The organism is Achromobacter sp. 1L-A-4-B-C2, assembly GCF_057291955.1.
On record NZ_JBXAWP010000006.1, the window covers coordinates 589,035 to 601,658 of the forward strand.

Annotated in this window: 9 protein-coding genes; 3 read left to right on the forward strand and 6 right to left on the reverse strand. The window is 65.6% G+C overall.

Annotation, left to right across the window (positions count from 1 at the left end; translation table 11 throughout):
- Positions 1–3: 3 nt before the first annotated feature.
- From AC0Z35_RS27800 to AC0Z35_RS27820, 5 genes are all read right to left on the reverse strand, one after another.
- Positions 4–1,275 carry a glycosyltransferase family 4 protein gene (locus AC0Z35_RS27800; RefSeq protein WP_485133070.1) on the reverse strand — a complete coding sequence of 424 codons (1,272 nt, stop codon included), beginning with the start codon at positions 1,273–1,275 and terminating at the stop codon, positions 4–6.
- A gap of 159 nt (positions 1,276–1,434) precedes the next feature.
- The gene (locus AC0Z35_RS27805) at positions 1,435–4,209 is read right to left on the reverse strand and encodes an ATP-binding cassette domain-containing protein (protein ID WP_485133069.1); all 2,775 of its coding nucleotides are present in this window, start codon (positions 4,207–4,209) and stop codon (positions 1,435–1,437) included.
- Between the two features lie 114 nt (positions 4,210–4,323).
- Positions 4,324–4,797, reverse strand: coding sequence for a hypothetical protein (locus AC0Z35_RS27810; RefSeq protein WP_219990724.1), 474 nt, complete (start codon positions 4,795–4,797; stop codon positions 4,324–4,326).
- Positions 4,798–4,868: 71 nt separating this feature from the next.
- Positions 4,869–5,741, reverse strand: coding sequence for a glycosyltransferase family 2 protein (locus tag AC0Z35_RS27815; protein WP_104144153.1), 873 nt, complete (start codon positions 5,739–5,741; stop codon positions 4,869–4,871).
- Positions 5,738–6,460, reverse strand: coding sequence for a PIG-L deacetylase family protein (locus AC0Z35_RS27820; protein WP_485133068.1), 723 nt, complete (start codon positions 6,458–6,460; stop codon positions 5,738–5,740). The genes AC0Z35_RS27815 and AC0Z35_RS27820 overlap by 4 nt, the downstream gene beginning before the upstream one ends.
- A gap of 128 nt (positions 6,461–6,588) precedes the next feature.
- Between AC0Z35_RS27820 and AC0Z35_RS27825 the strand changes: the two genes are divergently transcribed.
- The gene (locus AC0Z35_RS27825) at positions 6,589–10,713 is read left to right on the forward strand and encodes a CheR family methyltransferase (RefSeq protein WP_104144155.1); all 4,125 of its coding nucleotides are present in this window, start codon (positions 6,589–6,591) and stop codon (positions 10,711–10,713) included.
- Positions 10,714–10,731: 18 nt separating this feature from the next.
- Here the strand turns inward: AC0Z35_RS27825 and AC0Z35_RS27830 are convergent, their stop codons facing one another.
- A complete protein-coding gene (locus AC0Z35_RS27830; RefSeq protein WP_046807136.1) occupies positions 10,732–10,941 on the reverse strand; it encodes a hypothetical protein in 210 nt (69 codons plus the stop codon).
- A gap of 370 nt (positions 10,942–11,311) precedes the next feature.
- On the opposite strand from AC0Z35_RS27830, the gene AC0Z35_RS27835 reads away from it, so the two are divergent.
- Positions 11,312–11,542 (forward strand): CrpP-related protein, encoded by a 231-nt coding sequence (locus AC0Z35_RS27835; RefSeq protein ID WP_319304754.1) that lies wholly within the window; start codon positions 11,312–11,314, stop codon positions 11,540–11,542.
- A 116-nt stretch (positions 11,543–11,658) separates the two neighbouring features.
- A complete protein-coding gene (gene nadE, locus AC0Z35_RS27840; RefSeq protein ID WP_485133067.1) occupies positions 11,659–12,567 on the forward strand; it encodes an ammonia-dependent NAD(+) synthetase in 909 nt (302 codons plus the stop codon).
- Positions 12,568–12,624 lie beyond the last annotated feature (57 nt).

Here is a 12,624-nt window from a genome sequence, read left to right on the forward strand (position 1 = left end):
GGATCAAGCCGCAATGCGCGTGGCGTGGCGATCCGCGTGGACGGCGCCAGCCACCATGTGCCCGTAGACGGACATCAGGTCCTGGCCTACCCGCTTCCAGGTATAGAGACGGCGCGCGCGCATCCGGCCGGCCTCGCCCATGCGGGCGCGCAATTGCGCATCGGCGGCCAGCTCGGCCAGGCGCTGCGCCAGCGCGTCCGGATCGCGGGGCGGCACCAGGAAACCCGTCTTGCCATGCACCACCGTGCTGCGAATGCCGCCGGTGTCAGAGCCGACCACAGGCTTGCCGCAGGCCATGGCTTCGACCGGCGTAATGCCAAAGGGCTCGTACCACGGCGTGGTCACGAACACGTCGCTGGCGCTGTAATAGGTGGCCAATTGATCGCGGTGACGGCGGCCAGTGAACTCCACGCATTGCGCTACGCCCTCTTCGTCGGCAATGCGGCGCAGGCGCCCGATCTCGGGCGTCGAGGCCTCGTCGGCGCTATCGCTGTTTCCGCCCACGATGCACAGCCGCGCGTTCACGCCATGCTGGTGGCGCAGGCGCCCCAGGGCGCGAATGACGTTGTCAACGCCCTTGCGCGGCACCATCCGGCCCAGCTGCAACAGCGTGAATGCGGAATCGTCCCATCCCAATGCCGCGCGCGAAGCGGCGGCAGGACGCGGCGCCATTTCGGCGGCGTCGTAACCACAAGGCACGATCTCGATGCGACGGGGGTCGGCGCCATACAGTTCGATCAGGTCGGCCCGGTCTTGCGGGCACTCGGCCACGATACGGTCGGCGCGGCGCGTGATTTCGTCTTCGATATCAAAGCGCACGTCGGGAAACAGGTCGGCCTCTTGCTGGTGGCGGCGGCGCACCTTGCCCAGCGCGTGGAAGGTCACTGCCAGCGGAATGCCGAAGTGCTGGGCCACGGGCAGCGCGGCCATCGCGGACATGAAGAAGTTGGCGTGGATGACGTCATAGCCGCGCCCCTGCCGGCCGAAATAGCGCAGCAGGAAGGCCGAGAACTCATCCATGTACGGCAGCATTTTTTCTTTGGGCAGGTAGCTGTCGGGACCTGCCGGCACATGCACGACACGCACGCCGCGCATCATGGTCTGCTCGGCCTCCAACGCGGGGTTGTCCTTGCGGGTGAACACATCCACCTGCATGCCGGCGCGCGCAAGTTCGCGCGCCACATTCGCCACATAAACGTTCTGGCCGCCGCTGTCCACGCTGCCTGCAATTGCAAGCGGCGAGGCATGCTCACTGATGATGGCAATTCTTTTCATGGTCCGACTCCGTTGATCGTGCCTGTTTCCAAACCAACGATGAGCAAGTGGTGTGCCAAAGTGCACGCCACCACGGCGATGCAACGTGTCGATATTCAGGGGTCGGGTTTTGGACACGGCACTTCTTACACGCACGGTAAGAAGTGCCGTATCGCACGCTCAGGCCTCGGGGCCCTCTGCGCCTTTGTCTGTGCTTTTGTCAGTGCTTTTGTCAGTGCCTTTCTCAGCCCGTTTGCCGCCGGCGGGCGGCAGCATTGCGCCCACGGTCGCCAGCAATTCGTTAGGGTCCACCGGCTTGGCCAGATGCACCTGAAAGCCCGCCAGCAAGCTGCGCAAGCGGTACTCGGGGCTGACGTGGCCCGACAGCGCGATGGCCGGCAGGCGATGCGCCAGCGACGCGCCGCGCCGCGCTTCCATGTCGCGAATGCGGCCCACGACCTCGTAGCCGTCCATGTCTCCCAGCGACAGGTCGCAGATCAGCACGCGCGGCCAGTGGTCGGGCGGCAGGTCGGCGAACGCCTTCAACACTTCCTGGCCCGTCGTGCATTGCGAAACGTCGGCGCCGTTGGACCGCAGGATCTCTGCCACCATGTCGCCCGCTTCCGGCTGGTCATCCACCACCATCACCGTGGCGCCTTGCAGGTCGGGCAGGCCGACGTCGGCGCGCAACGCGGTCGCCTCTACCGCGCGCACCGGAAAATCAGCGCAATAGGTCAGCCCGCCGGCCGGCCCCGTGGTGCTGTGGAACGCACCGCCCTGGCGCTGCACCTCCGCCGCCAATTGCGCCGGGTCCAACGCAGCGGCGGCGCGCAGCGGCTCGGGCATGTTCAGCGAAATGTCAGCGGGCACGGCCTCCGGCTCATCCGGCTGCGCCGCCACCGTCCGGCCGTCCGTGACGGCAAGCCGCGTCATCTGCCCTTCGCGTTGCAGGCGTATCTCGATGCGGCCGCCCATCGGCGTAACGGCAATGGCGTGCAGGCACATGTCCCACACCAGCTGCTGCAACGAACTGGGGTCGCCGGTGATGCGCGCGGCCTCGTTGCCGATGGTCGTGTACACGTTCACGCCCTTGTCCTGCGCCAGTTCGCGCGCGGCGTCCAGTACGCCCGCCACCACGGCCACCAGGTTCACCGGCTGGCGCGTTTCGCGCCCCATGGCTTCTTCCAAGGCGGACTGCTGGCGTTGCAGCGCCCACATCTGCGCATACATGCCCTGCCGCTTGAGCAGGTCTTCATGACGGCCCTGCTCGATCACACGGCCCCGGTCCAGCACCAGAATGTTATGCGCGTGAACAATCGTGGAAAGGCGGTGCGCGATGATCAGCGTGGTGCGCCCGCGCGAGATGCGCTCCAGCTCGCCCTGAATGGCGCGTTCGGTGCGCGTATCCAGCGCCGAGGTGGCTTCGTCGAACACCACGATGGACGGGTTTTTCAAGATGGCCCGCGCAATGGCGATGCGCTGCCGTTCGCCACCGGACAGCATCACGCCACGCTCGCCCACCGGCGTCTCGTAGCCGTCGGGCAGGCTTTCGATAAAGTCATGCACCCGCGCGCCCCGCGCCGCTTGCACGACCTGGTCGCGCGTGGCCTCGGGCCGGCTGTAGGCGATGTTGTAGGCAATGGTCTCGTTGAACAGCAGCGTGTCTTGCGGCACGATGCCCAGCGCGCGGCGCAGGCTGCGCACGTTGACCGTGCGCAGGTCCTGCCCGTTGATCAGGACGCGCCCGGCATCCGGGTCGTAAAAACGGAACAGCAGGCGGGCCAGGGTGGATTTGCCCGAGCCGCTGCCGCCCACCACCGCCAGCGTGGTGCCGGCGGGCACGGTGAAATCGATGTCCCACAAGATCTGCCGGCCGGGGTCGTAGCCAAAGCTCACGCCCTCGAAACGTATTTCGCCCGCGCCCGGGTCCAGCGCGGGCAGGTTGGGGTCATCGCCCGTTTCAGGCGGATGCCGCAGCAGATCGCACACGCGTTCGGCGTTCACAAACGCTTCCTTGGCCTGCCGGAATATCAGGCCCAGCGTATTGAGCGGCAGGCATATCTGGATGATGTAGGCGTTGACCAGCACCAGGTCGCCCACCGTCATCTGCGCGGTGACCACCTGCTGCCCGGCCAGCAGCATCACCGCCGCCACGCCGCAGGCGATGATGCCCGACTGCCCCACATGCAGCCGCGACAACGACCGCTGGTTGCGGATGCCCACTTCGGTCCATTCGTTCAGGATGCGGCTCAGGCGCGAAGATTCCAGCGCTTCGTTCGCGTTGAGTTTCACTGCCTCGTAATTCAGCAAACTGTCAACCATCTGGCCGCTCGCCCGGGAATCCAGCTCGTTCAATCGGCGTTGATATCTAACGCGCTTTCTGACCAGTACCGTGGTGTAGGAAAAATAGGCAACGAAGGTCACCGTGACAATCAGCGCGAACCAGGCGCTGTAGCCCATCACCAGGATCAGCACCACGGAAACGATTTCGACCAAGGTGGGCAGCAGGGTGAACAAGCCCGTGCCCAGCAGAAAACCCAGGCCGGCCGTGCCGCGTTCGACATCGCGCGCCAGGCCGCCGGTATTGCGGGCGCCGTGAAAGCGCGCGCCCAGCTGTTGCAGCTGCCCGAACACTCGCACCGTGAAGTCGGCGACGGTGCGCTGGGCCACCTTGACGAAGACCACATCCCGCAGCTCGGTGAACACGCTGCCGCCAAAGCGGATCAAGGCATAGGCCAACAACAGGAACACGGGCAGCATCAGCGGGCCTGGCGCGCTGAAGGTGTCAACGATCGTTTTCAGAACGACCGGCACCAGCACCATCAACAGCTTGGCGGCCACCAGCAATGCCACCGCCGCGCCGGTGCGACGTCGATACTTCCACAGCGCCGCCCAGATGGTGCGGTTGACTTCCTTGCGAGCGAAATCATTCGCGCTGGCGTCTGCTTCTTTCATGGGACCGGCCCTCAAAACGATGAGCGCCGGGGCCAGCAAATGCCGTTCCGCGCGTACCGGTTCCGGGTGAAAGGGGGCGCGGAAAAATCAGGCCGCGCGGACTTGGGCGCTGGCTCAGGCGCTGGCTTGGGCGTCCACCTGGGCGTGGACGCAGGCTTTGAACAGATGCGCGATGGCGCCGGACAGTGCTTCGTCAAACCAGGGGTTGGCACCGCTGACCGCCACCACCACGCCATCGACCACCGCGCTGCCCCAGACCAGCACGTCGCCCTGGGCAACCAGATGCGGTTGCAACGCCAGCACCTCGTGGCTGGGCCGGCCGGTGCGCCAGCTCAAGCGCGCCTTGGCGCGCGCATAGGCGCCATAGTCGGCGTCCCACCTGGACGTGTCGCCGATGCTTTTTTCGTACAGGATGGCCGATTCAAAATCGCCGTCGGCGGGCCGCGCCTGGGGGTCCATGATCACCACGTGCAAGAAGCCGCTCTCGCCTACGCGCCGATCGGCGCGGGCCGCCTCCAGCATCGGCATGGCCAGCTGTACGGCTTGTTCTGCCGCCTCGCGGTGGCGGGTCTGGGGCAAGGTGTTCATGTGGATCCTCCTGTTGACGGCGTCCACGGCGGACGCGGTGGGTTGCAATGGGAATGATGAACCGCCCCGCGTCACCCTGCGGCTTCCGTCTGCCAGACGGTGTTGAGCTTTTCGCAGGTGGCTGGGTCCAGGCGGCGACGGTGCTCGCGGATCAACTCCCATCCGGCCAGCGCGTCGCGGCAGGCGCGCAGGCGCTCGGGCCAGCCGGGCAGATCACGCAGCACGGCCAGGCTGCGCCGGGCCGCCATGCCCGCCGGCAGCCGCAGCCACGCGGTCCACAAGGCGTTGCGCGCCAGCATCCGGCGACGCAACGGCGCATCGCGCGACTTGGACGGCCAGTGGTAGGTTTCCAGGTCGGGCGCGTAAACGATGCGGCCCCCGTCAGCCATGATGTCCAGGCTTAACAAGGTTTCTTCGCCGCCGATGAAAAACGGTTCCCAGTAGCCGCCTGCGTCCATGAACGAGCGGGTGCGCATCACGTTCGCCCCGGCCATGAAGCCGACCAGCTCGGGGCCGATGCCGGCCAACGCCGGCAAGGGACTTTGCGCCATGGCCGCGCAAGCGGGGTCCAGCCGCGCGTCCGCGCCGACCAGGATGCGGGCGTTCAGCACGGCAATCTCGGCATGCGCGTCCAGCAGGTCGGCCGCGCGTTCCAGCGCCCCGGGCGCCCAGCAGGTGTCGTCATCGCAGAAAGCGACGTAGGGCGTGGTGACTTGAGCCACGCCGTGATTGCGCCCCGCCGCGCCCAGGTTCTTGCCTACGCGCACCAGCAGCACCGCCGGAAATTCCTGCTGTAAATGATCGGCCGTCCCGTCGGTGGACCCGTTGTCCACCACGATGACGGGGTAGCCCCGGCAAAACGCATCCAGCCGTTCAAGCGTGCGCCGCAGTTCGCGCCAGCGGTTGTGGGTCAGCACCACAATGGATACGCGCTCTTCGCTCACGGGCAGTCCCCTTTGCTGGACAGGCGCCAATAGCGCTCGGGCCGGGACAGGTCTTCGGGCAGGCCGTTGAACCCCTTGATCTGACTGGCGTAGGCGGCAATGGCGTCTGCCTTGTCTGCGGGATCGCCCGCGAAACTGGCTGGCGTCAGCATCAGCCCGCGCGCGTGCAACTGGACCAGCCGCTGCTGCACGGCGCCCGGCTGGGCGCGATACGGCGCGTCTTCATACAGGAACCATGACATGCCGGGCCAGGTTTCCCAGGTCAGCAGCGCCGCGTCGCTGACCCGGATGTGATCGCCATGGAACAGGCCCAGCGGTATCGCCACCGCGTCCGGCGCCAGCTCGTGCACCGTGCTGAGCAGCGCCTCGGTCAGCCGGGGCATGCCCGCATCCGGGCAGTCGATATATTGGCAATCCAGCAGGTCCAGCGAACGGCCCTCGCAACGCAGCATGCCCAGGGCGCGGCGGTTTTCTTCATGGCGCGCGCGCAGCGATTCGCCGGCGCTGGCGAATCCGCAGGCGCTGTCCCAGTCCGTCAGCACGCCCGGGTCTGGCGGCACGCCGGTGAATACGGTGACGACCGTGGTGCCTGGACACCGGGCAAGCAGGCTGCCGCAGCTGAATACCGCGTCGTCCAGGTGCGGAGAAATGACGACCAGCGACCCGGCGCATCGGCCGGGGTCGCGCGCCGCTTGGGTGCAAGAGAAAACGTCTGGCATGAGGGGTGTCTGACCGGAATGGAATCTGCCCGCCATGCAGCAAGTCACGTACCCGACACAGGCCCCCCGACTGCCTTGTCCGGCTGTATCATCCCAGGCAACGCAGCCCATCGCGAGCCCTCCCCCCCATGTCCAACGTTCCTTCAGCGCCGGTCAACAAGCCGGGTCTTGCCATCAGCGATTTGCACTTTCCTGTTGTGGGCCTCGGCGCCTCGGCGGGGGGCATCGAAGCGCTACAGGACTTCTTTTCGAACACCCGCGACGAATCCAACATGGCTTACGTGGTGATCGTGCATTTGTCGCCCGACCACGAAAGCGTGCTGGACAAGATCCTGCAAGCCACGACCCGCATGCCGGTCGTGCAGGTGACCCACCCGCAGCGCATCCAGAGCAACCACGTCTACGTCATCCCGCCGGCCTCGATGCTGGCGATGAACGACGGCTATTTAAGCGTGTCGCCCGCCAGCCAACCGCAAGGCACGCGCGTCGCCATCGACGAATTCTTCCGCACGCTGGCCGACGTGCACACCACGCGCGCGGTCGGCATCGTGTTGACGGGCGGCGGGTCGGACGGGTCGGTGGGCCTGGCGCGCATCAAGGAACAGGGCGGCGTCACGTTCGCGCAGCAGCCCGAAGACGCCGAACACGACGCCATGCCGCGCAGCGCCATCGCGACCGGCATGGTGGACATCATTTTGCCGGTGGCGGCCATGCCCGAGCGGCTCAAGCAGATTGCCGACAACATGGCGGCCATCCATATCCCGCGGCTGTCCCAGGCCACCGGATCGGCGGCCGACGCGGTGCACGAAGCCGATCCCGACAAAGAAGACCGCAACGCGTTGCGCGACATCCTGACGCTGCTGCGCGCCCGCACCGGTCACGATTTTCGCCATTACAAGACCGCGACGGTCCTGCGGCGCATCGAACGCCGCATGCAGGTGACCGGCGTGTCCACCTTGACCGCATACGGCAAGCTGCTGCAAGACCGCGTGGAAGAAACGCCGCTGTTGCTGTCGGACATGCTGATTGGCGTGACGCAATTTTTTCGCGACAAAGAAGCTTTTACGTCGCTGGATAATTTCGTGCTGGCCAAGCTGTTCGAGCGCCACCAGAAAAATCCCGGCAGTCCCATGCGGGTCTGGGTCGCGGGCTGCTCGACGGGCGAAGAAGCGTATTCGCTGGCGATCCTGCTCAGCGCGCGCGCCGACGCGCTCAACTACAGCCAGAAGATCCAGCTGTTCGCCACCGACATCGACGAGGCCTCTTTGGCCACCGGCCGCGCGGGCGCCTATTCCATGGCAATCGAAGCGGACGTGCCGTCCAGCCTGCTGCAAGGCTATTTCACCCGGCTGGAACACGAATACCGCATCAAGAAAGAAGTGCGCGAACGCGTGCTGTTCGCCGTGCACAACGTGCTGCGCGACCCGCCGTTTTCCAAGCTGGACCTGGTCAGCTGCCGCAACCTGCTGATCTACCTGGACCGCGAGGTGCAGCAAGACGTGCTGCGCATGTTCCACTTTGCGCTCAAGCCCGGGGGATACCTGTTCCTGGGCAGCTCGGAATCGGCCGATGCGTGCCCCCGACTGTTCCAGGTGGTGGACAAGCGCAACCGTATCTACGTGGCCAAGGAAACGCCCGCGAAGCTGCGCAACGTGCCGGCGTTGCCGGCCGCCCACGCGTTCGAACGCCCCAGCACCGCCGCCGCGCCCTTGACGCGCAACCGCCACAACAAGGTGTCGTACGCCGATGTCCACCAGCGCGCGCTGGAGATGTACGCGCCGCCCAGTGTCATCGTGGACGCCGAAAGCGACATCGTGCACATGTCGGAACGGGCCGGCAGGTTCTTGCGCCATGGCGGCGGCGAACCGTCGCGCAACCTGCCGTCCCTGGTCTATCCGGAACTGCGCACCGAACTGCGCACGGCAATGTTCCAGGCGCTGCACACGCGCAAAAGCGTCGAGGCACGCCGCGTCAAGATGAAGATCGGAGACCGCCAGGCCTACGTCAACATGGTGGTGCGGCCGTTTCGCCACGAAGAAACGTCCAACGACTACATGCTGGTGCTGTTTGACGAAGTGGAAGACGTGATGAGCCCCGAAGCCATCGCGCCCATCGTCGGCGCCTCGGCCGTGCTGACGCAGCTGGAGGCCGAGCTGCAAGGCACGAAGGACCAGCTGCAATCCACTATCGAACAATCCGAGACCTCCACCGAAGAATTGAAGGCTTCCAACGAAGAGTTGCAGGCCATCAACGAAGAGCTGCGCTCGGCCACCGAAGAGCTTGAAACGGGCAAGGAAGAGTTGCAGTCGGTCAACGAAGAGCTCATCACGGTCAACGCCGAACTGAAGTCCAAGGTGGACGAGACGGCCAAGATCAACGACGACTTGCAAAACCTGATTGCGTCCACCGACATCGCCACGTTGTTCGTCGACCGCAAAATGCACATCCAGTGGTTCACGCCACGCGCTACCGACGTGTTCAACGTCATCAACAGCGACGCGGGCCGCTCGCTGCTGGACATCACGCATCGGCTGGACTACCCCGACATGGCGCGCGACGCGGCAGGCGTGTTTGAATCCCTGCGCGCCGTGGAACGCGAAGTGTGCAGCGATGCCGGCCGTTGGTATCTGGCCAGGCTGCTGCCCTACCGCAGCGCCGAACACCGCATCGAAGGCGCGGTGCTGACCTTCATCGACATCACCGACCGCCGCCAGGCCGAAGACCGCGTGCGGCTGGGTGAAGCGCATCTGAAGCTGATGACGGAAAGCGCGCGCGACTTCGGCATCCTGACGCTGGACAACGACGGCATCATCACCAACTGGAACGTGGGCGCCGAGACCATGTTCGGCTACAGCCGCTCAGAGGCCATCGGCAAGTCGTTCTCCATCATCTTTACCGACGCCGACAACGAAGCCGGCCGACCACAGAAAGAGCTGGAACGCGCCCGGCATATCGGCTATGCGCCCGACGAACGCTGGCACCGGCGCAAGGACGGCGGCCTGATCTTCTGCACGGGCGGCGTCAACCGCATGGACGACCCGCACTATCAGGGCTTTGCGAAGATCGTGCGCGACGTGACGGAACTGAAGCTGCGCGATGCCGAACAAGAGTCGCGCCTGGACCGTGCGCGCGCCGACAACGTGCTGAAGGACGAATTCTTCGCCATGGTGTCGCACGAGCTGAAGCATCCGCTGAACCTGATCCAGCTGAACGCGGAATTGCTGGCGCGCACGCCGGCGGTGCGCAATTCCCCGGCAGCAGCCCGCTCGGCAGACCTGATCCAGCGGTCGGTCAAAGGGCAAGCGCGCATCATCGACGACCTGCTCGACCTTTCCCGCGTGCGCACGGGCAAGCTGGGCCTGAACCAATCGATATTCGATATCACCGCGATAGCCACCAACATTCTTGAAGTGCTGGGCCCCGTGGCCAGCACGGCAGGCCTGACGCTGCGCGGCGAGTTCGACCCCAACCGCGCCATCCATCTGAACGCCGATCCGCTGCGCGTGGAGCAGATCATCTGGAACCTGCTGAACAACGGCATCAAGTTCACCCCGCCGGGCGGCACCGTCACGCTGAAGCTGGACGTGGAAGACGAACGCTTGCGGCTGGATGTCATCGATAACGGCCAGGGCATCGACGCCCAGTTCCTGGGCAAGGTGTTCGACATGTTCAGCCAGGCGGATCTGCGCCAGCGCAATCTGGCCAGCCCCGGCCTGGGTATCGGCCTGGCGGTGGCCAGCGAACTGGTCAAGGCCCACGGCGGCACCATCCAGGCGCATTCGGATGGCAATGGGCGTGGCGCGCGCTTCACCGTGCGCATGGCGCTGGCCAACACACAGCAACAGGAAGTGCAGCTGCCGCTACCCGGCGAGAGTCCCCTCAAAGGGTTGAAGGTGCTGATCGTGGATGACTCCGAGGATATTCTTCACATCATGCGCGAGCTGCTCGAAATGGAAGAGGCCTGCGTCACGGCGGTGGGCAGTGGCCGCGAGGCGCTGGAAGCATTCGCGAATGCGCCGTTCGATCTGCTGCTGTCCGATATCGGCATGGCTGACATGGACGGGTATGAGCTGATCCGCGCCATTCGCGAAAAGCATCCGGACAGCGCGGTGCCGGCCATCGCACTGACCGGCTTTGGTTCGAAGGAAGACATGAACGAGGCGCTGCAAGCCGGCTATTCCGCGCACATCAGCAAGCCGGTGTCGCTGGACAACCTGCTGGACATCGTGCGCCATCTGCGCGACGGCGGCTAAGGGGGAACGCGGCGCGCTTCAGGCGCCGGCCTGCCCTTGCCCGGAACTCCGGTGGCCCGCCAGCACCTGAAACGCCCGCGCCACATCGTCGGGAATTTCGGTATCCAGCACGTCGTGCTTCCACCCCCGCTTGGGCGGCCACGGCACGCCCAGCAGCGCCAGCTGCTTTTGGTTATAGCCGCCGCCCGCGGTTTGCCATCGCAGCAGCCATTCATTGGTGACTTCCATAAGGCTCACCTCAAAGAAGGAACGGCCGCTATCGCAGCCAGATCGCTACCGCCCATACCACGAGCAAGATCGCCACAAGCGCTCCGATAAAGGTTGCGAACTGCCGCCACGGCCCACGGCCGGAAGTGGACTTGCGCGCAGCGTGTGCTTGAGCTTCGTCCGAAGACGGCTGAGTAGGGTTTGGCGTTTTCATTTCAGCTCCGATCCGCCCGAACGGCGGCGATGCCTGGCATGCGTTGTCCAGCACGTAGCGTGCCCAAGCCGGACCCCGGGGGTCCCGCCACGCTATGCCGTCTAGTGCTGTCACACTATTGCAGCTGTCAGGGTCTGCGCTCATACTCGGCGCTCACACAAACATCAAGGTTCCGAGATGGAAAAAGACATCCAAAATCAGGGTGCACAGGCCGCCCGGAACGGGTGGAGCCTGTTCGATTGCCCCTACCTGCGGGCGCAACAAATGCCCGGCCACACCGGCGAGCCCATCTCCGAATGGCGCGCCAAGGTCGCCGCCTGGGAAGCCGGCTGGAAGACGGAAGTGGAAAGTTGGCTGGGCCGTTCCCAACCGCCCGCCGTCGTGCGCGACACGCCGGTAATGCACTGACGCCAGCCGCTTTCCCCCGACTATCCGGGGCCGGGTTCGGTACTTGCTACCGCCCCTCAGGTGCACATGGCGGACGCCGGTCCGCCGCATTCGCAACTGTGGAGGGAGACCTGATCATGGCTCGGAATACCAACACGCAAGATCGCCAAGCTGCCATTGCGTGTGAACTCGGCGTCCAACAAGGCTTCGACTCGGCCCGCGAGCTCGAAAGCCGGATCGCATTCCTGGAAAATTATTTGTCAGACACCGGAAAATCCGGCTATGTGCTGGGCATCAGCGGCGGCGTGGATTCGACGGTGGCGGGAAGAATGGCGCAGTTGGCCACCGAGCGGCTGCGCCTGAAGGGACGCCGCGCGTTCTTCGTGGCGGTGCGCTTGCCGTACGGCGAACAGCACGACGAAGAGGATGCCGCGCGCGCGCTGGACTTCATTCGCGCGGACCACGTCATGCAGGTCGATATCAAGCCGGCGGTAAACGCCCAGCGTGACGCGCTGGAAGCAGCGGGATTGGTATTCACCGACAAGGCAGCGGAAGACTTCGTCGCTGGCAACATCAAGGCGCGTCAACGCATGGTGGCGCAATACGCGATTGCCGGCGCGCTGGACTGCCTGGTCATCGGCACCGACCAGGCGGCGGAAGCGCTGATGGGTTTTTTTACCAAGCACGGCGATGGCGCGGCCGACCTGCTGCCGCTACGCGGTCTGACCAAGCGGCGCGTGCGCGCGCTGGGCGTGGTGCTGGGTGCACCCGCCAAGCTCATCACCAAGGCCCCCACGGCCGACCTGGAATCGCTGCGGCCGGGCCTGCCGGACGAGGTGGCGCTGGGCGTCTCGTACGACGAGATCGATGATTTCCTGGAAGGCCGGCCGGTACGCGACGATGCGCGCGAGACGATCCTGAAGCAATACGACGCGACCGCGCACAAGCGCTTGCCGGCCGCCGCGCCGCCAGCGCCCGGCACGGACGACCGGGGCAGCGGCAACGACGCCCCCAACGGCAACGGGCATCCCTCGGCGGCGGCTTAGGGCTTCCAGGCCCCGCGCGGGGCCAAGGCTGCGGGGCAGCCTCTTAGCCCCGCCCCA